The organism is Paracoccus fontiphilus (genome assembly GCF_017356265.1).
GTDB classification, from domain to species: domain Bacteria; phylum Pseudomonadota; class Alphaproteobacteria; order Rhodobacterales; family Rhodobacteraceae; genus Paracoccus; species Paracoccus fontiphilus.
On sequence record NZ_JAFNAW010000001.1, the window covers coordinates 26333 to 46463 of the forward strand.

Below are 20131 nucleotides of genomic sequence, written 5' to 3' on the forward strand. Positions count from 1 at the left end.
TTCACAACGTCGTTCCGCGCGGCTATCCTGCGGCCAAGGGGGACGGCAATGCGGCTTTTGCTGGTCGAGGACAATGAACAGCTTGCCGAGGCGTTGCAGACCCTGCTGGCGGGCGCGGGCCATGCCGTGGACCGGGTGGCCGACGGCGCCTCGGCCGAGGCGCTGGCTGCGGCCGAACGCTTCGACCTGATCATCCTGGACCTGAACCTGCCGCAGATGGACGGGCTGTCGGTGCTGCGCCAGTTGCGGGCGCGGAACAACCAGGCGGCGGTGCTGATCCTGACCGCGCGGGGCGCCCCCGAGGACCGGGTTCGCGGGCTGGACCTGGGCGCCGACGACTACATGGTCAAGCCCTTCGACATCGGAGAGTTCGAGGCCCGCGTCCGGTCCCTGCTGCGGCGGCAGGCGGGGCTGCGCGCGGCGGTCGTGACCGTGGGCAACGTCACGCTGGACCTGGCCGCGCGGCGCTTCACCGCCGGGGGCGTGGCGCTGGACCTGCCCGCCCGCGAACTGGCGCTGCTGGAACTGCTGTTCATGCGCGCGGGCAAGGTCGTGACCAAGGACGCCATCGTGCAGTCGCTGACCAGCCTGGACGACAGCCTGTCCGAAAACGCCATCGAGCAATATGCCAGCCGCCTGCGCCGCAGGCTGGCGCCCCATGACGTGCACCTGCGCACCGCGCGCGGCATCGGCTATTACATCGACAGGTCGGCCTGATGGGATCGCTGCGGCGCCGGCTGCTGGGCTGGCTTCTGGCGGCAACCGCTGTGCTGGGCCTGCTGGCCCTGGCCGACACCTGGCGCGAGGCCGTGACAACCGCGACCCGCGTGTCCGACAGGGTTCTGGCCGGATCGGCGCTTGCCATCGCCGAACGGGTCACCGTGGACGAGGATCGGGGCCTGCAGGTGGACATCCCCTATTCCGCGCTGGAGATGCTGACCTCGACCGCGCAGGACCGAGTGTTCTATCGCGTGGATGGTCCGCTGGGTTTCCTGACCGGCTATCCCGACCTGATGCCTGCCGCCACCGACCGGGACGGGCGCGGCTTCGCGGACAGCGTCCATGCGGGCGAACGGGTGCGCGTCATCACCCTGGCGCGCACGGTGTCCACCGGCGTCGAGTCGATCCCCTTCGCCGTCACCGTCGCGGAATCGACGCTGGCGCGGCGGGACCTGGCGCGGTCGATCCTGATCCGGTCCGCGCTGCGGCTGTCGGGCATGATCCTGGGCGCCGCGCTGATCGTCTGGATCTCGGTTCCGCTGGCGCTTCGCCCGCTGCATCGCCTGGGCCAGGCGATCGCCACCCGGTCGCCCGGCGACCTGTCGCCGATCCGCGAACCCGTGCCCCACGAGGTGCAGGGACTGGTCGAGGCCGTCAATTCCTTCATGGCCCGCCTTGGCACCGCGCTTGACGCGCTGCGGAACTTCACCGGCAATGCCAGCCACCAGTTGCGCACGCCCCTGGCGGTCCTGCGCACGCAACTGGCTTTAGCGGGGCGGGCTGACACGCCCCAGGCCATGCAGGCCGCCATTGCCAAGGGGGACATGGCGCTTGCCCATGCCGAGCGGGTTCTGGCGCAACTGCTTCTGCTGGCGCGCGTCGATGCCGCTCCGGGCCAGGGGGCGCCCTCGGTGGTCGATCTTGACCGGCTTGCCCGCGACCTGACGGGCGAGGCGATCCCCCGCGCCGCCGAAGCCGGCATCGACCTGGGCTTCGAGGGCGAGCCCGCCCGCGTCAGGGCAGAGCCGGTCCTGCTGGCCGAGGCGCTGGCAAACCTGATCGACAACGCGCTGGCCTATGCCGGGCGCGGGGCCGTTGTCACGGTGGGCGTGCGCCGGGACGGCGGTCATGCCGTTCTTGGCGTGACCGACGACGGCCCCGGCATTCCGCCCGAGGCCCGCACCCGGCTTGGCACCCGCTTCAGCCGCAATGCCGGTCAGGCCGAGGGGCTGGGTCTTGGCCTGGCCATCGTGGCCGAGATCGCCGCCCTGTTCGGCGGCAGCCTGACGCTGTCGGAAGGGTCCGGCGGGCGCGGCCTCAGGGCCGAACTGTGGCTGCCACAGGCCTGCGGCGACGACAAGGGCCCCCCGCCGCAAGCGGCAGGGGGCCTCTGATCCGTCGTAATCGCCGGTCAGCGCAGCAGGCTGTCCGCCTGGGCGGCCGTCAGGTAGCCGGTCGCCTGCATCCCGTTGGCCTGCTGCCAGGACGCGATCGCGCCCCGGGTGCCCCGTCCGAAGGAGCCGTCGATCCCGCGGGTGTCATAGCCGCGCCGGGTCAGCGCCGCCTGGATGGCCGCGCGCTGCGACCGGCTGAGGCCGATGTCGTCCTCGGCGCCCGCGACCCCGACGCCCGCCGCGCTGCCCGAGGTACGGCTGGCCGTGCCTGTGCCGCGCAGGATCTCGTTGGCCTGCGCGGTGCTGAGCGATCCGGTCTGCGAATAGCCGCGGTCACGCTGCCACAGGGCCACGGCGCGACGCGTGCCGGGGCCGAAGTTACCGTCGGCGCCGTTGGTGCTGTAGCCCAGCGCGTTCAGTTGCCGCTGGATGTTGATGCGCTGCTGCCGCGTCAGCCCGCTTGTGCCGCCCTGGTAGGGATCGTTGCGGTTGGCGGTGGTTCCGCCGCCCAGACGCTCGATCTGGTCGCGGGCCTGTTCGGAATAGCGCCCGTTCGGGAACTGCTGCAGGTAGGATTGATAGCCCCGCAGCGTGTTGCGGCTTTGCGCCTGTTCGAAGGCGGCCCGGTCCTGTTCCTGCGACAGGTATTCGCGCGCGACACCGCCCACGATGTCGCCCAGATCCTGCGCCTGTGCCGGCGCGGCCAAAGATGCGGCGACAAGCGCCGCGGAAAGCATCGTCCTGACCATCTGATGGCCTCCCATTCGGAATCGTGCCCCGCCCGGGGGCGCCGTAGCTATAGCGCAGAGCAGGTGTTTTCGGTTCCGGCGCCTTTAACCCTGCGGGGTCATGGCCTTGCGCTGGCGATTGCGTTCCAGCCCAAGCTGGCGTTCCCGCCAGATGATGGCGATGCCCGCCCCGATCACCAGGGTCGCCCCGATCAGGACGACGCGGGTCGGCACCTCGCCGAAGACGTACCAGCCGATGGCGATGGCCAGCAGCATCGAGGCATATTCGAACGGCGCCACCAGGGACGCGTCGGCATGGCGATAGGCCGAGGTCAGCAGGATTTGCGCGATCCCGCCCAGGATGCCGCTGCCGACCAGAAGCACGGCGGTCTGCGCGTCCGGCATGACCCAGCCGAAGGGCAGCGTCAGAAGCCCCAGAATCGTCGAGGTGAAGGAAAACCAGAACACGATGGCCGAGGTGCGTTCCTCCTGCACCAGCTTGCGCACGAAGATCTGCGCCAGCGCCGCGCCCACCGCCCCGCCAAGCGCCACGACCGCGCCCAGCATCCGGTAGGGGTCGGGATCGGCATCCAGCCGCAACTGGGGCGACAGGACGATCAGCACCCCCGTCAGCCCGATGCCGACCATGGACAGGCGGAACAGGCGCACATCCTCGTTCAGAAACATCGCGGCGAAGATCACCACCAGCAGGGGGGCCGCATAGCCGATGGCCGTCACCTCGGGAAAGGACAGCAGCGCAAGGGCCGAGAAGTTGAGCGCCATGGCGGCGGTGCCGACGATGCCGCGGTAGAAGTGGCCCAGCGGACGGACGGTGCGCAGGCCCACGCCAAGCTCTCTCCGGACGGCCAGCCAGACCAGGATCACGGGGATCGCGAACAACGACCGGAAGAACACCTGCTGGCCCGCCGGAACCGCGGCGGTCTCCGAGGTCGCCTTGACCATGGCGGCCATGACCGTGAAGATGGCCACGCTGGCGCATTTCAGCAGGATACCCTGCATCGGGTTCTGGTGGGGCATGGGGCAGACCGCCTTTCGGACAGCTTACCGTTAGGCGGCGGCGCAGGGGGGCACAAGGGGCCGCTTGCAGTTCATGCAAAATTCATGGCGCCTAGGCCACAAGGCTGGCGCGAAAGGCGCAAGACTGACGGTCATTCTGCAGGCACGACCTCGGCCGGGCGGGCGTCGGACAGACCGAAATGGGCCAGCCCCTCTAGGACGCCGGCGGCGTGGGCGGCGGTGGCGCGGTAAAGGCCGGGGCGGTCCGCCAGCCGCAGTTCGGCCCAGGCATTGCCCACGACGATGGCCCGGCCCGCCGCCGCCAACATGCAGGCATCGTTGCCGCTGTCGCCCGCCGCCACGCAATCCGCCAGCGTCAGGCCCAGCCGGCGGGCCTCGAACGACAAGGCGCCGACCTTGCCCGCCCGCTGCGGCAGGATGTCGATGAAGCGCCCGTGCGAGGGGATCACCCGCGCGGCAAGCTGCGCGTCGGTCAGCGCGTCCTGGATGGCCCAAGCGTCGGCCTCGGACCCGAACAGGCTGATCTTCCAGCGGCGCTGATCGTGGGGGGCCTGCCAGACGACGGCCATTCCAGACAGCAGCCTGCGGATCGCCTCGGGCTGCCAGTCCCGGCCGATCCATGCGGCGTAGTCGGGGCAAAGCGCCAGCGCGCCGCGCCGGTTCGTGCGCCAGATCTCGGACCCGACCGAGGTGATCATCACCGCCGGTTCCGGTATCGACCAGTCGGCCAGGATGCGCCGCGCCTCGGGAAGGGACCGGCCGGTGGCGATCATGGCATGTTGGCGGCGGCCGCGGGTGCCCGCGATCCATCGCGCGAAGGCCGGTGCCGACTTCGGGCAGCCGGTCAGCGTCCCGTCGATGTCGAAGGCCAGCACCGTCCGGGGCAAGGGTCCGGGGCGCAGCGGGGCGGACTTGCGCGTCAGGCGGCGGCAGACCAGGAAGACCCGCTCTGCCCAGGCGTCCCAGTCGAACCATTGGTGGTTCGCCAGCGCGTTCTGCGACCGGCGCTTCCATTCGTCAGGATCGCCCAGCAGGCGCAGGCAGGCGGCGGCGATCCCGGTTTGGGACTGCGGATCGACCGGCAGCCCGTGGCCGATGGCGCCCAGGATATCGACCGAGGCGCCATGCCGCGCCGCGGCGACCGGCAGGCCGAAACACGCGGCCTCGACCAGGGAGGGGCAGAATGTCTCGTGCAGGGCGGGGCTCACGAGGAGGCCCCCCTGCAGGACGGCCCGGCGGTAGAACTGCGGCACCAGCGCCGCGTCGTGGCAGGGGGCCAGCAGCACCTTGCCGGGCGCGGCCTTCGCCATGGTGGCTAGTTCCGCAAGGACGCCCCGCCGGTCCGGCCCGGCCTTGTCGCCGCAGGACAGGATGACCAGGTTAGCCCTTGTCCGAAGGTCGGCCGACGACAGGAAGGCCTGCATCAATCCGGCAAGGTTCAGCCTTTCGCCCGGCCGGGCGACCGCCAGAAGGAACGGCAGTCCGGGGCGGTCCAGGCCGGATCCCAGCATCCTTGCCGCCGCCTCATCCCCTGATGACAGGGGCAGGCTGATGCCCGGATTGATCCGCCAGACCCGGCCCGCGCTGTCGGGATCAAGGGCGGCCACCTGTCGTTCCGCCTCGTCCTGCGAGGCGGCGATGATGGCGTCGGCGCCGGCGATCGCCCGACGTTCGCGCCCGATGGCGGCATTGGCCTCGCCCGTGGCGCGGCCCTGCGTCCCGGTCCCCGGCAGATGGGGGGTGTAAAGCATCGGGACATGAAACCGTGCCCGCGCCGCAAGACCCAGTTCCGCGGCATCGGCCCCGTGGCAGTGCAGGATGTCGGGCTTGCGCGGCAGATGCGCCAGCAGGTCGAGAAACGCCTCTGCCAGCGCCGGCAGGTCCGCCTCGGACGCCTCCTTTTCGGGACGGGCGTCGGTCGGGCCTTTCAGGCGCAGGATGCGAAGCTTGGGCCCGATCTGCTGGAGGGGGACGTCGTGGCCGGGACCCGGGGCGGGATCGCGGATGAGCCGGGTCAGGATGTCGACGCGCGACACGCCGGGCAGGCGGGCCTGCGCCGCCGCCGCGCCCAGGACATGGGCGATGCGACCTTCGGCGTGCGGGGCCGGGTCATGGCTGATCGGAGGCTGCTCGATGCAGCCGCCAAGGGCGATGTGCATCACATACATCGGAACCTCGTCTCGTGTGGCGGTGCGCAGCGGATCAAGGCCTGCCCCTCGCTGCGACAGTCCAACGTGAGCCGTCGCGCCGGGTTCCGGAAAGGCGGCCGCGGCAAGGCGATCCGATCCGCGTTGCGGGTCGCTTGGGGCCACACGGCTGCAACGCGGGACATGCGGCGGCGAATATGCCGATGGCCGGCCCCGGCGCATATCCCCAAAACGGGGAGTTGAAATGGAATATATGTATTCCAAATATTATGGTAATATTAAAACTGGAATCGAAGACATTTTTTTTTCAGTGTTTCGGCTAATTAAAACCGGCCATTTTTCAGTAGCAAAGGTTGCACAAAATGACAGACGAGACTTCTCCATTTCTCAGGCTCAAGGCGCCCCGTCCCACCGGAAACGTCATCATCGTCTTCGGCGACATTCCCGAGGACGAGCAATTGCGCATTCTGGAAAAGGGATCGCGCAGCATGGGGGCCGGGGCGCAGGCACTTGCCCTGGCCGCGGACGACGTGGCCCGGATCGACACGCTGGATCTGCCGCAGCCCATCCTGATGCGCGGCCTGGGCATCGGCACCATCCACGTGCCCGGACATGCCGGCATCGCGGCGGTCGCCCAGACCTTCCGGGCAGAGGAAGGCGTGAACGAGGCGCGGCCCGAGTTCTTCATGTATGCCATGCCGCCCAGCGTCCTGGCCAGCGACGACCTGTTCCGCACCTGGGGCGTCGCGCGCACCGGGGCGGAAAACAGCCCCTTCACCGGCCGGGGCATCCGGGTCGCCGTTCTGGACACCGGCTTCGATCTTGACCATCCCGACTTCCAGGGGCGCACCATCGTGCATCAAAGCTTCGTCCCGGGCGAGGACGTGATGGACGGGCAGGGCCACGGCACCCATTGCATCGGCACAGCCGCCGGACCCCGGGGCGGCGCCAACCTGCCCCGCTACGGCATCGCGACCGAGGCCGAGATTTACGTGGGCAAGGTGCTGAACAACCGGGGCGTTGGCACCGAGACCGATATCCTGGCCGGCATGGAATGGGCGATCGAGCAGGGGTGCCAGGTCATCTCGATGTCGCTGGGGCGCCCGACCCAGACCGGCGAGAAGCCAAGCGCCGCCTATGAGCGGCTGGGCAGGATGGCCCTTGACCGCGGCGCGCTGATCGCCGCCGCCGCCGGCAACGACAGCACGCGGGAATTCGGCTTTGTCGCGCCGGTGGGGGCGCCCGCGAACTCTCCCTCGATCATGGCGGTGGCGGCGGTCGACGCGTCGGACAATGTCGCCAACTTCTCGTCCGGCGGGATCAACACGAATGGCGGCGAGGTGAACATTGCCGCGCCTGGCGTTTCGGTGTTCTCGTCGGTCCCGCGTCCGCGGCTTTACGATACGCTGAACGGCACCAGCATGGCCTGTCCCCATGTCGCGGGGATCGCGGCGCTTTGGGCCGAATCCGATCCCGGCCTTCGCGGCCAGTCGCTTTGGGATGCCTTGGTGCGGTCCGCCCAGCCGATGTCCCATCCCGCTTCGGATGTCGGTGCCGGCATGGTCCAGGCGCCGGGTGGCGATGAAGCGGCGCCGATCGCCTAGATGGGCCGTGGCCGAACTGCTAGGCTGGGGCATGGCCGCCCGCAGGCTGCGGCGGCGTCAGCAGGAGAACCCCGATGGCCGATGTCACCTACATGATCACCGTGGACGAGGCCCATGTGGATGCCGTGGACGCCATCGCGAAACTGGTCAGCGATCACGGGCTGACCGTGAACCGTGTCGTGAAGGGGGCCGGGGCGATCCAGGCGACCGGCAGCGACACGGATCGCGGCAAGCTTGAAAGCATCGAAGGCGTGATGGAGGTTCGCCCCGAAGGCGTCATCCGCCACCCGCCGATGAACCCCAAGATCCCGCAATAGGCGGCCGGCGGCGGCGACTGTCGCCGCCGTTCCGCGCGGGGACGCGATGCCGCCGGGTCCGATCCTGTTCCGGCGGGACTTCTACAGCCCCGCCGCGATTTCCGTCCGGACCTGGGTCAGCAGGGACCGGACATGCGGGGCGAAGCTGCGCCACACGTCCATGCGGAAGTCGGTCGGGCCGTCGCGCCACAGGATCACGGTCGCGCTGTCAAAGACGGTGCGCGCGGCAGCGCCCACGGGCATGGCCGCGATGTTGCGCGGGCAGCAGGCCGCCAGCAGGTCCAGAACGGCAGGTCCGGACAGGCGCAGGGTGATCTCGCGGTCGCTGATGTCCACCAGGCTGTGCGGCGCGTCCGCATAGGCGGCGCGGGCCGGGGACGCCAGGTCCGTGCCCTCGGGCGCCACGATCAGCCATTCGTCGGGGCCGAGGCACAGCGCCTCGGCACCATTCGCCGCGGCGCGGCTGCCCACGCGGGTCGGCAGGTCCAGCCCAAGCGCCCGGCCCAGCGTTTCGCGATGCGCGGGCTTCACGCGCAGCGACAGGCGCAGGGCGGGGGCCAGGTCCTCGACCACGACGGGCGAGGCGTCGAACTGATGCTTCTGGTTGGTCATCACTGTCTCCTTACGCCTTCAGCCGCGCGTTGTCGGGGTCGTAGAACACGGTCGAGGTGATCCTGGCCTTGCGCACGCCGTCGGGCATGGGGATGAACACCGTCTCGCCCATCTTGTCGAAGCCCCCTTCGATCACCGCCATGGCAATGGGGTGGCCCATGGTGGACTGATAGGACGAGGTGACGTGGCCCACCATCTTCATGGGTTTCGGCTGGTTCGGGTCCAGCACGATCTGCGCGCCTTCCTGCAGCAGGCTGCCGTCCTCGGTCAGCAGGCCCACCAGTTGCTTGCGGCCCTTGGCGACGATGTCGGGACGCGACAAGGAACGCTTGCCCACGAAGTCCTTCTTGGCCTTGCCGATGGCCCAGTCCAGTCCCGCGTCCTGCGGGGTGACGGTGCCGTCGGTGTCCTGGCCCACGATGATGTAGCCCTTCTCGGCGCGCAGGACGTGCATGGTTTCCGTGCCGTAGGGGCAGATGTCGTAGGGCTTTCCGGCCTCCATCAGCGCAGTCCACAGGGTCAGGCCGTGGCGGGCGGGGACGTTGACTTCGAAGCCGACCTCGCCGGTGAAGGACAGGCGGAACAGGCGCGCGGGCAGGCCCGCCACGGTGCATTCCGCGCAGGACATGTGCGGGAAGTCGTCCCAGTCCACGCCCTCAACCAGCGGCTTCAGCATCTTCAGCGCGTTCGGCCCGTTCAGCGCGACCGTCGCCCATTGCTCGGTGGTCGAGGTCAGCCACACGTCTAGGTCCGGCCATTCGGTCTGGAGGTAGTCCTCCATCATCGTCAGCACGCGCGCCGCGCCGCCGGTTGTGGTGGTGACGTGGAACAGGTCAGGCGACAGCCGCCCGATCACGCCGTCGTCGCGGATGAAGCCGTCCTCGCCCAGCAGCAGGCCATAGCGGCAGCGGCCCGGTTGCAGCTTGGTCCAGGGGTTCGTGTACATGCGGTTCATGAATTCGACCGCATCGGGGCCCGCAACCTCGATCTTGCCCAGGGTCGAGGCGTCGAAGATGCCCAGCGAGGCGCGGGTGGCCTTGCATTCGCGCAAGACGGCCGCGTGCATGTCCTCGCCCGCCTTGGGGAAATACCAGGCGCGGCGCCATTGGGCGACGGGTTCGAAGACCGCGCCGTTCGCCTCGGCCCAAGGGTCGATGGGCGTCTTGCGGGTCAGCTGGAACGTGTCGCCGCGCAGATAGCCGCAGAAGGCGCCGAAGCTGGTCGGCGTGTAGGGCGGGCGGAAGGTGGTCAGGCCCACCTGCGGCGGCTGCTTGCCCAACGCGTCGGCGGCGATCATCAATCCGTTGATGTTCGACATCTTGCCCTGGTCGGTGGCCATGCCGTTGGTGGTATAGCGCTTCACATGCTCGATCGACCGCATCCCTTCGCGCACGGCCAACCGGATGTCCTTGGCGGTCACGTCGTTCTGGAAGTCGATGAAGGCCTTGGCCTTGCCCGGATTGCCGTCGGTCGGCAATTCGGTGTGCGTGACCCCGGTGCCGGGACGGTCGTTGGCAACCGTGAAGGCGGCGGAATGCCCTGCGCGGTTCAGCCCTTCAAGCGCCCGCAGGCCCGCCGCCGCGCCGTCCGCCAGAACGGCCTCGTAGCCCCAGAGCCCGCGCCCGGCGCCCGCGATCTCGCAGGCTTCGGTCTTGCGGTCGGGCAGGAAGGTGTTGCTGCCAGCGTCCCAGCCCAGCGAGCCTTTCGTGTGCGAGAACAGATGCAGCGAGGGCGTCCAGCCGCCCGACATCAGCAGGCAGTCGCAGGCGATGTCGCGGCCCGCGCCGACATGGGTGCCGCGCACGGGGTTGGCGCGGACGGACTTCACGCGCAGGCGGCCCTTGGTGGTGGTGACGGTGTGGCCGGACAGGACCTGGATGCCGCGCTTGCGGGCGCCTTCCAGCAGATCGGGACGCACGGCGTCGCGAGTGTCGATGATCGCCGCGACCCTTGCGCCGCTGTCGGCCAGGTCGAAAGCGGCGAAATACGCGCTGTCATGGCTGGTCACGACGGCGGGGGTGTCGCCGACCTTGACGCCGTACTTGTGCAGATAGGTCTGCGCGGCGCCCGCCAGCATCACGCCGGGACGGTCGTTGCCGTCGAAGACCAGCGGCTTTTCCAGCGCGCCCTGGGCCAGCACGACCTGTTCGGCGCGCACCCGCCACATGCGTTCGCGCGGGGCGTTGGCGGGCGGGTTGTCCAGGTGATCGGTCAGACGCTGGCACAGGCCCACCATGTTCTGGTGGTAATATCCGATCGCCGTGGTCCGCGTCATCAGCCGCACACCGGCGGCGCGCAGGCGGGCCAGTTGCGCCTCGACCCAGTCCCAGGCGGGCTTGCCGTCGATCTGCACGGCCGGGTCGGACAGCAGCGATCCGCCCATTTCGGCGTTCTCATCGACCAGCGTGACGTCGGCGCCCGACTGCGCCGCCGACAGCGCCGCGGCAATCCCTGCCGCGCCCGCGCCGATCACCAGCACGTCGGTGTGCAGGTAGCGGCTGGCGTATCTGTCGGGATCGACCTCGGTCGGCGACTTGCCCAGGCCCGCCGCGCCGCGGATCACGGGTTCATAGATCTTGTCCCAGAAGGACTTCGGCCACATGAAGGTCTTGTAGTAGAAGCCGGCCGAGAACAGCATGTAGGCCCGGTCGTTCACCGCGCCGATGTCGAAGGACAGGTGTGGCCACTTGTTCTGGCTTTCCGTGACCAGGCCGTCGCGCAGTTCCTGGACAGTGGCGCGGGTATTGGGTTCAAATTGCCCCTTGCCGCGCGAGGTGCCGATCAGCGCGTTCGGCTCCTCGGAACCGGCGGACACCGCGCCGCGCGGGCGGTGGTACTTGAAGGACCGGCCCATCAGGTGGACGCCGTTGGCCAGCAGCGCCGACGCGACCGTGTCGCCGCGCAGCCCGCGATAGGTCTTGCCGTCGAAGGTGAACGACACGGGCGCGGAGTGATCGACGCGGCCCTTGCCCGAGATGCGATAGCGGCTCATTCTGCGGCCTCATTGGTCAAGGGACGACGGGCTTCGCCCGCCTTGTAGGTCGTCAGGAAACGGTCGCTGACCGTGTCGCGCAGGGCGTTGAAGAAGCGCCCGCAGCCGATGTGGCGCCAGCGTTCGTAATGCGGCCCGCGCGCGTTGGTGCGGATGAACAGGAAGTCGCGCCATTCGTCGTCCGACAGGGCCGAGGGATCGGCGGGACGGGCGATATGCGCCTCGCCCGCATAGGTGAATTCCAGCTCGGGCAGGGTGTCTTCGCAATAAGGGCAGTGGATCAGCAGCATGGCGGGTTCCTCAGTGCGCGACGGCGGCGGCGGCGGCTTCGTCTATCAGACGGCCGGTGGTGAAGCGTTCCAGCGTGAAGGGCGCGTTCAACGGGTGCGGCTCGTCGCGGGCGACGGTATGGGCCAGCAGGTGCGCGGCGCCCGGCGTGGCCTTGAAGCCGCCCGTGCCCCAGCCGCAGTTGACGTACAGGCCCTTGACCGGCGTCTTGCCCAGGATGGCGGACCGGTCGGGGGTCACGTCCACGATGCCGCCCCATTTGCGCAGCATCCGCATCCGGGTGAAGATCGGGAACACCTCGCAGATCGCGGCCACGGTGTGCTCGATGAGCGGCAGGCCGCCGCGCTGGCTGTAGCTGGTGTACTGGTCGGTGCCGGACCCGATCACCAGCTCGCCCTTGTCGGACTGGCTGATATAGGCGTGGACGGTGTTCGACATGACCACGCAGGGGAAGATCGGCTTCACCGGCTCGCTGACAAGCGCCTGCAACGGGAAGCTTTCCAGCGGCATCCGCAGCCCGGCGCTGTCCATCACGACGCTGGTGTTGCCCGCCGCCGAGACCGCGACCTTCTTCGCGCGGATGAAGCCCTTGGCGGTATCGACCCCGATCACCGCGCCGTCCGGCCCGCGCCGGATCGCGTTGACCGCGCAGTTCTGGATGATGTCCACGCCCCGAGCCGCCGCCGCGCGGGCATAGCCCCAGGCCACCGCGTCGTGCCGCGCCGTGCCCGCCCGCATCTGCAACGCGCCGCCCATCACCGGATAGCGCGCGTCCGGGCTGATGTTCAGCGGCGGGCAGAAGGCCTTGCATTCCTCTTTCGTCAGCCAGCGGTTGTCCACGCCGTTCAGCCGGTTCGAGTTCACGTGGCGCTGGAAGGACTGCACGTCATGGACGTTGTGCGCCAGCATCAGCACGCCGCGCTTGGAATACATGACGTTGTAGTTCAGTTCCTGGGACAGGTTGTCCCACAGGTCCAGCGCGTGATCGTAAAGCTTGGCGCTTTCGTCATACAGGTAGTTCGACCGGATGATCGTGGTGTTGCGGCCGGTGTTGCCGCCGCCCAGCCAGCCCTTGTCGATCACCGCGACATTGGTGATGCCGTGTTCCTTGGCCAGGTAATAGGCCGCGCCCAATCCATGCCCGCCCGCGCCGACGATCACCACGTCGTATTCGGCCTTGGGCTGGCTGTCGGGCCATTGCTCTCGCCAGCCCTTGTGGCCGTTGAGCGCCTGCTTGAGCAGCGAAAAGGCGGAGAAATGGGTCATGCGGGGCAAACCTTGTGCGGCGATTCCGTTGTCCTGGAAAATGACAGAAACGCGTCACCGGAGACTGGATCTCCGCGCCAGTGAAGTGTTACATTTGCGTCATGCGCGACATGCCCCAAGCCCCTGCGGATTCCCTGCGCCTGCGTGTCGGATTTCTTCTGGCGCGGCGCTTCACCCTGTCGGCCTTCGCCAACTTCGTGGACGTCCTGCGGCTGGCGGCGGACGAAGGCGACCGGTCCCGTCCGATCCGCTGTTCCTGGCGGGTGCTGGCGACATCCAGCCAGCCCGTCCAGTCAAGCTGCGGCATCGCCGTGTCCCCGGACGAGAAGCTGGGCGATCCGTCGCGCTTCGACTATATCGTCGTGGTCGGCGGCCTGATCGACGAGATCGAGCGGCTGGAGCCCGAATACACCGCCTTCCTGCACCGCGCGGCGCGCGCGGGCGTGCCGCTGGTGGGCGTCTGCACCGGCGCCTTCATCCTGCACCGCGCCGGGCTGATGAACGGATACCGCTGCTGCGTCAGCTGGTTCCACCACGAGGATTTCCTGGAACAGTTCGACGGATTGCGCCCCGTGTCCGACCGCATCTTCGTGGTGGACCGCGACCGGCTGACCTGTTCGGGCGGGGCCAGTTCCGCGCATCTGGCGGCCTTCCTGATCGACCGCCACATCGGCCGGGCGGCGGCGCAGAAAAGCCTGCATATCATGATCATCGACGAGGCCATGGCAGCCGACGACCCGCAGCCCGGCCTGCCGCTGGAGCTGAAGACCCAGGACACGCTGGTCCGCCGCGCGTTGCTGATGCTGCAGCAGAACATGGACACGCCCCCCGGCGTGGCCGATGTGGCGGCCCATCTCCAGGTCAGCCGCCGCAAGCTGGAACGCCATTTCGCGGCGTCCCTGTCCATGTCGCCCGCCGAGGCCTTCATGCGCGTGCGCCTGTCGCAGGTGCGGATGCTGCTGGGCCGCCCCGACCGCACCATCAGCCAGATCGCCGCCGAGACGGGCTTCTGCGACGCATCCCACCTGATCCGGGTGTTCCGCGACGTGATGGGCGTCACGCCCGAACAGTGGCGCAAGGGTCAGCGCGAAGGGGTTTGAGGCGCCGGACAGGGGCGGATAGCCCGTGCTCCGGCCGCGCAGGACCGCCTAGCTGGCCAAGGCAAGCACGGTCTCGGACCGTGTCGGCATGGCGATCACCGCGGCTTTCTGCACCCCGCGTTCGCGATAGGGCGAGGTTCCGTAGCGCTCCCGGTAGCACTTCGAGAAATGCGACGAACTGGCGAAGCCGCAGGCGATGGCGATCTCGATCAGGGGCAGGTCGGTGTTCAGCAGCAGGTGGCGCGCGCGGGACAGGCGGGCGTCCAGGTAGTACCGCTTGGGGCTGCGGTTCAGATAGCGCATGAACAGCCGTTCCAACTGGCGGGTGGACATGCCCGCGTCCTCGGCCAGTTGCGAGGGGCTGATGGGATTTTCCAGGTTCGCCTCGACCCGTTCCACCACGGCGGCAAGGCGGGGATGGCGGATGCCGATGCGGGTCGCGATGGACAGGCGCTGGCGGTCGCGCCCGGTGCGGATCGCCGTATGCAGCATCTGGTCGGCGATCTGCGAGGCCAGGTCGGGCCCGTGCGCCTGCCCGATCAGGTGCAGCATCATGTCGATGGACGACGTCCCGCCCCCTGCCGTCAGCCGGCTGCCGTCATCGACGAAGACCTGATGCTGCAGGTCCACGTCCGGGAAGGTTTCGGTGAAGGAATCGTGGTTTTCCCAGTGGATCGTGGCGCGACGGCCGTCCAGAAGCCCCGCCTTGGCCAGAACATGGCTGCCGGTGCAGACCGCCCCCAGGATGGCGCCCGCGCGCGCCTGCTTGCGCAGCCAGGCAAGGATCGGCCGCGTGGCCTGCGCCGTGATGTCGTCGCCGCCGCAGACGATCACCGCCTCGTCCCGCGCGACGGTCGCGTCGTCGCCAAGGCCGCCGTCCAGGGCCATCCGCGACCCGTTCGAGCAGGTGGCGAAATCCCCCTCCATGCCCACCAGCCGCCATTCGTAAAGCGTGCGCCCCGACATCTTGTTGGCCAGGCGCAGGGCGTCCAGCGTGGCCGCGAAGGGCAGCATGGTGAAGCGGTCCAGTAGCAGGAAGGTGAAACGCCGGGTGGTGGATGCCATGGGTCCTCTCCGTCGCGAAGGCTGCGGGTCATGCGACAGAAGCGTGACAGTTTGCCGGGCTGCAACGGTGGACAAATGCGGCAGAACGATGTGAAGCTTGCGCCAGATCCTGCCAGGGCCCCCCATGACCGAGATCATCTTGACGTTGTCCGTATTTGCGGCGCTGGCGACCGCCGCCTTTGCCGCGCGCTGGGCCTCGACCCGGATGCGGGCCCATCACGTCAGCGAGGAAACGAACACGGTGGTCCGCCTGGTCGCGGGACTGTTCGTGGTCATGACCTCGCTCGTGTTCGGCCTGCTGATCAATTCTTCCCGCGCGAGCTTCGAGACGCTGGGCGATCAGGTGCAGTCCTATGCCGCGCGGCTGATCCTGCTGGACCGGACCCTGGCGGCCGTTGGCCCCGAGGCGGATGACGCCCGGCGCCTGCTTGCCGGCTATGTGCAGGCCGCCGTCGAGAACCCGGCCCGCGTCCAGCGAAACGAATCGCTGCGATCCTACCAGGCCGAGGACCGGCTGAGGGCGGTCTCGGATTCCTTTTCCGCCATCGTGCCTGCAGACGACCGCAGCCGTGCCCTGCTGGCCGATGCCGCCCGCCGATACCGCGACATCGTCGAGCAGCGGTGGACCATCATCGAGGCGGGGCAGGGCCGCCTGCCGATCCAGCTGACGCTGATGCTGGCGGGCTGGCTGGTGCTGATCTTTGCCAGCTTCGGCTATCGCGCGCCCCGGAACGCGGTCATCGACCTGACCTTCGTGTCGGCGGCGGCGCTGATCGCGGGATCGCTGTATCTGGTGCTGGACATGAACGTGCCGTTTTCCGGGCCCATGCAGATCTCGGACCTGCCGCTGCGGCAGTCGCTGGCAGAACTGCGGCGCGCGGCGCCCTAGCGCTTACCACCTGGCATAAGATCCCGGATGGAAGCAAGGTATCGGCTCGTGGCCGGCAGTCTTGAGCGAAGCACTCACATGACGGCTCCGAGCCGAGGCTGTGTGGAAACTGGTGTTCGTGGTAGACTATGACATGGCTGCGGGGGATCAGCATGTCGGGCTTCATCGAGGGTGTCGAGCGCGGGCAGACGGTTCTCTTTCCGGATCGTCTCGAGGACTGGATCAGCGAGGATCACCTGGTTCGCGTTGTTGATCTCTTTGTCGACGAACTGGATCTCCCGGGCCTTGGCTTTGTGCGCTCGGCACCGGCCCGGACGGGGCGGCCGGGCTACCATCCCGCGGTTCTGCTCAAGCTGTTCATCTATGGTTATCTGAACCGCATTTCGTCCAGCCGCAGGCTGGAGCGTGAGGCTGGTCGCAATGTCGAATTGATGTGGCTGACCGGCCGCCTGGTGCCGGACCACAAGACCATTGCCGACTTCCGGCGAGACAATGGCGCTGCCATCCGCAGGACCTGCGCACAGTTCGTGGAACTTTGTCGCCGGCTCGGCACGCTCAAGGGCGATTGCGTGGCTATCGACGGAAGCAAGTTCAAAGCAGTGAACAACCGCGACCGCAACTTCACCAAGGGCAAGATCGCCAGCCGCATTGCCCATCTGGAGGCTGACGTCGAGCGGTATATCCAGGAGATGGTCAGGGTGGACCGTCAGGAGGAGGGCGAGGTCCGGGCCGAGAAGGTGGCGCACCTTGCCCGGCGATATGGGCGCATTCGCCAACAGATCCAATATCTGCAAGCCATGGACAGGGCTTTGGCCGAGGCTCCCGACGGGCAGATCTCGCTGACCGATCCCGACGCCCGCGCCATGGCCACCAGTGCAAAGAACAGTGGCATGGTTGGCTACAATGCCCAAATGGCCGTTGATACCGAGACCCATCTGATCGTGGCGCACGACGTAACCAATCAGGTCCATGATCGAGACCTTCTGGCGCCCATGGCACAAGCCGCAAAGGATGCCCTGCAGCGAGACGACCTGCATGCGCTGGCGGACAAGGGCTATTTCAGCGGTCGCGAGATCCTCCTCTGTCATGAGAGGGGCATCACAACGACCGTGCCGCGTCCCGAGACCTCGGGCAACCGCGCCAAGGGCATGTATGTGAAAGCCGACTTTGCTTACGAACCGGACGCGGATGTTTACCGCTGCCCGGCGGGCGAGGCGCTGAGCTATCGCTACACCACCGAGGAAGACGGTCTCCAGCTGCGGCGCTACTGGACCGGCGAATGCGGCAACTGCCCGATCAAGTCACGCTGCACCACCGGCCAGGAACGCCGGATCACGCGATGGGAGCATGAGCATCTGATTGAGGAGGCTCTGGCAAGATTGAAAAGCACGTCAGAGCCGATGACGGTCCGCCGATCCACCGTCGAGCATCCGTTCGGCACGATCAAGGCGTGGATGGGTGCAACCCATTTCCTGACCAGGCGGCTGCCTAACGTGAAGACCGAAATGGCGCTGAACGTGCTGGCCTACAACATCAAGCGGATGGTTGCCTTGATCGGCATCCGGAACTTCCTGGCCGCAATCCGGACCTGAGAAGGCAGAGTGAAGTTCCGCTCTTTATGTGCCGACCGCGCTTCTGCAGTGCTACGCCCAATCCGAGCACACACCAGTCCCGGTGCGGAGAGTTTCCACACAGGCTAAGCCGCTTCCGGTTCCCCTCGCCAACATCTGGCACGTCGATAATCCATACCCCGTCAACCTGCTTGATGTCGGCAGTCTCAAGCTGGGCGATCTCATTCAACCGCATACCCGTGAACATGCCGACCAAGCTGCCCCACTTAGCGGCATCAGTCTTGACCAAGTTCATGGGGTTCTCGGTTAACTGCTCGAACAATCGGGCTAATTGCGCATCGGTGAACGGATCGCGCTGATCGGCCTTGGCCCGCTGTACCTTGACCTGCATTCCAGCGAAGTGGTTGGCGTCTGCATGGCCGTTCCTGACAGCCCAGCCCATCAAGGTTTCCATATTGCTTAGATAGCTGTTCATCGTCTTGGCTGCGATCTTGGGAACACCGGGCAAGTCTAGCACTTCACTTAGCGGCTTCCCTCTTGTGATGCGGTTCTTCTGACGGTTAGCGGGATACTGCATCAGCACCTGCTTGACCTGCTGCGCATCGGCCTTGGTGATTGCCGCCACTGGCTTGTCGCCTGTGATCTCCGCCAGCAGGTTCAAGGCCGCGCGCTTGTCGGCATCCGTCTTGACCGCCACCCCGCCCGAACGTGCCACTTCGGCGAAGTACTGATCCACAACTTCCTGATAGCTTAGCTGGGTCTGACCACGGGCGGCATCATCGTCAGCAATGCCACCACCAGCCGCACTGCCGGGTGGCATGTCTAGGTCAAACCGATCCAGCGCATCAACATGGCCCAGCGCCGCCTTGGCAAAGGCATGATGCCCCTTCCGCAACGCATCAAGCAGCCAAGTCTGTTGCTGGACTGACAAATCGGCAGCCGGGATGCCGCGCTGGGCGCAGAACGCTTGCACAAGGCCATCGGGCCCTTCGGGATGGATAAAGCCTGCCCAGGTATCCAGATCGCTGTCAGCAAGGCCCTGTGTCGTTTCCAGTGCCGCATACCGGACAGGACCAATCGGCCCGCTGTCGTCCACGCCGTCCTTGAACCGCCCCAGCATTCCCCGGAAGTGATCCAGCACATGCTGTCTGATCTCTGCGTACCTCATGGCTTGCGCAGATGCCGCTTCAATCGTGGATTGTCCAGCCAGCACCAGCGCACGAGACAGCCGCTGCGCCGTGGCCGGGCATCTTGTCCGCAGCGACAGGCGCACATGGCTGCGCCTCCGGGCGGGGTGCAGCCGGGCCGGTATCGGCCAGCGGAAGTAGAACAACCCATGGCGGGAACGTGTCAAATAGGCGGCAAGGCGCATCCTGTGGCTCACTCTTGTGGCGCACTAGCAGGGAAGCAGCATCTAAGGCTTTGATAATCTGGAATATGGTGGGCGGTGAGGGACTCGAACCCCCGACATCTTCGGTGTAAACGAGACCATATAGCCCCTACCCTTCTGATGATACGAGCGAAGGTGTTCCCATTCCAAACCCGGAAATGGACGATTTCGACCAGAACAAAACGGGGTTTTGGGAACACGAATTGCAGTATGCCAGAACGCATGAAAGCCGCCCCCGGCTTTGAACCGAGGGGCGGTTTTCTAGTTTCGGCCGGACCGCTGCTGAAGGACACGCATCACCACAGCACCCAATGCAACAGACAGCATCAGCGTCCCGCCACCGGGCAAAGGGACCGGCGCGATTGGGGGCGGGTCCGGTATGCCAGGAACATCAATGCCCGGCCCCGGTGGATGTGGTGAACCCGGCTCGTGAGGCATTGGCTGGATCGGCGGTATCGATTTTCCGGGAACTGACGGTGTGCCGGGATTGCCCCCCCAGCTTGGGTAGTCATCGCCCGAACTGCGAGGATTGGAGCTAGTGCCCCAGATCGAAGGGGCAAAGCCAGAGAACGAGTAGTCTGGCACCGCCGAAGAACCAGGTGTGGTGGGCTGCGCAAAGGATGGCAGGATGCTGGGCATCCCGGCCAAGACAGCATCCGGCAACACTGGGAACTCAAGTATTTCGTAGGCGGCTGAGACCTTCCCATCGATGGGTGAATCATCCCCCACGACAAGAGCTATTCGGTCGCCATATTGATCGCGTTGGATGGTATGGACCGCTGGCCGATATCCCATGCCAGGAAAGAAATAGAGGCAGGGATCTTCATCTGTACAAAGGTTCTGCATGACACTTCCCGACAAACAATCGGCAAGCGAAATCGGGCCCGTAAGAACCGGGCAAACAGCGAACCGCAAACCGAATACAACTCGTAACCAAATTAGACATATGGCCAGCGCGCTCCGTGTTAAACCTGTCCAGATGGACAGGCTTACCCGAGCAGCCTCAAGCG

The 20131-nt window shown here is 67.1% G+C and carries 16 protein-coding genes; 7 read left to right on the forward strand and 9 right to left on the reverse strand.

What is annotated here, in order from left to right:
- Positions 1-48 precede the first annotated feature (48 nt).
- On the forward strand, positions 49-717 hold the full coding sequence (locus J0F76_RS00140) for a response regulator transcription factor (protein WP_207464326.1): 669 nt from the start codon (positions 49-51) through the stop codon (positions 715-717).
- A complete protein-coding gene (locus J0F76_RS00145) occupies positions 717-2114 on the forward strand; it encodes a sensor histidine kinase (RefSeq protein ID WP_207464328.1) in 1398 nt (465 codons plus the stop codon). The genes J0F76_RS00140 and J0F76_RS00145 overlap by 1 nt, the downstream gene beginning before the upstream one ends.
- A 17-nt stretch (positions 2115-2131) precedes the next feature.
- On the opposite strand, the gene J0F76_RS00150 is transcribed toward J0F76_RS00145, so the two are convergent.
- The 3 genes from J0F76_RS00150 to J0F76_RS00160 form a co-directional block, all read right to left on the reverse strand.
- On the reverse strand, positions 2132-2863 hold the full coding sequence (locus J0F76_RS00150) for a peptidoglycan-binding domain-containing protein (RefSeq protein ID WP_207464330.1): 732 nt from the start codon (positions 2861-2863) through the stop codon (positions 2132-2134).
- Positions 2864-2947: 84 nt separating this feature from the next.
- The gene (locus tag J0F76_RS00155) at positions 2948-3880 is read right to left on the reverse strand and encodes a DMT family transporter (protein ID WP_207464333.1); all 933 of its coding nucleotides are present in this window, start codon (positions 3878-3880) and stop codon (positions 2948-2950) included.
- Positions 3881-4011: 131 nt separating this feature from the next.
- Positions 4012-6048 carry an HAD-IIB family hydrolase gene (locus J0F76_RS00160; RefSeq protein ID WP_207464335.1) on the reverse strand — a complete coding sequence of 679 codons (2037 nt, stop codon included), beginning with the start codon at positions 6046-6048 and terminating at the stop codon, positions 4012-4014.
- Between the two features lie 341 nt (positions 6049-6389).
- On the opposite strand from J0F76_RS00160, the gene J0F76_RS00165 reads away from it, so the two are divergent.
- Both J0F76_RS00165 and J0F76_RS00170 read left to right on the forward strand, forming a co-directional pair.
- Positions 6390-7631 carry a S8 family peptidase gene (locus J0F76_RS00165; protein WP_207464337.1) on the forward strand — a complete coding sequence of 414 codons (1242 nt, stop codon included), beginning with the start codon at positions 6390-6392 and terminating at the stop codon, positions 7629-7631.
- A gap of 74 nt (positions 7632-7705) precedes the next feature.
- Positions 7706-7948, forward strand: coding sequence for a hypothetical protein (locus tag J0F76_RS00170; protein WP_207464339.1), 243 nt, complete (start codon positions 7706-7708; stop codon positions 7946-7948).
- Between the two features lie 81 nt (positions 7949-8029).
- On the opposite strand, the gene J0F76_RS00175 is transcribed toward J0F76_RS00170, so the two are convergent.
- From J0F76_RS00175 to J0F76_RS00190, 4 genes are read right to left on the reverse strand one after another with little or no spacing between them, the layout of a single operon-like run.
- Complete coding sequence (locus J0F76_RS00175) at positions 8030-8560, reverse strand: sarcosine oxidase subunit gamma (protein WP_207464341.1); 531 nt, start codon at positions 8558-8560, stop codon at positions 8030-8032.
- 10 nt (positions 8561-8570) lie between these two features.
- On the reverse strand, positions 8571-11552 hold the full coding sequence (locus J0F76_RS00180; protein ID WP_207464343.1) for a sarcosine oxidase subunit alpha: 2982 nt from the start codon (positions 11550-11552) through the stop codon (positions 8571-8573).
- Positions 11549-11842 carry a sarcosine oxidase subunit delta gene (locus J0F76_RS00185; protein WP_207464346.1) on the reverse strand — a complete coding sequence of 98 codons (294 nt, stop codon included), beginning with the start codon at positions 11840-11842 and terminating at the stop codon, positions 11549-11551. Before J0F76_RS00185 ends, J0F76_RS00180 begins: the two co-directional genes overlap by 4 nt.
- A gap of 10 nt (positions 11843-11852) precedes the next feature.
- Positions 11853-13106, reverse strand: a complete 1254-nt coding sequence (locus J0F76_RS00190; RefSeq protein WP_207464348.1) for a sarcosine oxidase subunit beta family protein — start codon at positions 13104-13106, stop codon at positions 11853-11855.
- Positions 13107-13216: 110 nt separating this feature from the next.
- On the opposite strand from J0F76_RS00190, the gene J0F76_RS00195 reads away from it, so the two are divergent.
- Positions 13217-14206, forward strand: a complete 990-nt coding sequence (locus J0F76_RS00195; RefSeq protein ID WP_242689890.1) for a GlxA family transcriptional regulator — start codon at positions 13217-13219, stop codon at positions 14204-14206.
- Between the two features lie 48 nt (positions 14207-14254).
- Here J0F76_RS00195 and J0F76_RS00200 read toward each other — a convergent pair whose 3' ends face one another.
- Positions 14255-15271: a GlxA family transcriptional regulator gene (locus J0F76_RS00200; RefSeq protein ID WP_207464352.1), complete on the reverse strand. Its 1017-nt coding sequence runs from the start codon at positions 15269-15271 to the stop codon at positions 14255-14257.
- Between the two features lie 124 nt (positions 15272-15395).
- Between J0F76_RS00200 and J0F76_RS00205 the strand changes: the two genes are divergently transcribed.
- Positions 15396-16160 carry a bestrophin-like domain gene (locus J0F76_RS00205; RefSeq protein WP_207464353.1) on the forward strand — a complete coding sequence of 255 codons (765 nt, stop codon included), beginning with the start codon at positions 15396-15398 and terminating at the stop codon, positions 16158-16160.
- Positions 16161-16312: 152 nt separating this feature from the next.
- A complete protein-coding gene (locus tag J0F76_RS00210; protein ID WP_207464355.1) occupies positions 16313-17752 on the forward strand; it encodes an IS1182 family transposase in 1440 nt (479 codons plus the stop codon).
- Here the strand turns inward: J0F76_RS00210 and J0F76_RS00215 are convergent.
- Positions 17694-19103: a DUF6538 domain-containing protein gene (locus J0F76_RS00215; protein ID WP_207464357.1), complete on the reverse strand. Its 1410-nt coding sequence runs from the start codon at positions 19101-19103 to the stop codon at positions 17694-17696. The two genes, J0F76_RS00210 and J0F76_RS00215, sit on opposite strands and share 59 nt — an antisense overlap.
- Positions 19104-20131 lie beyond the last annotated feature (1028 nt).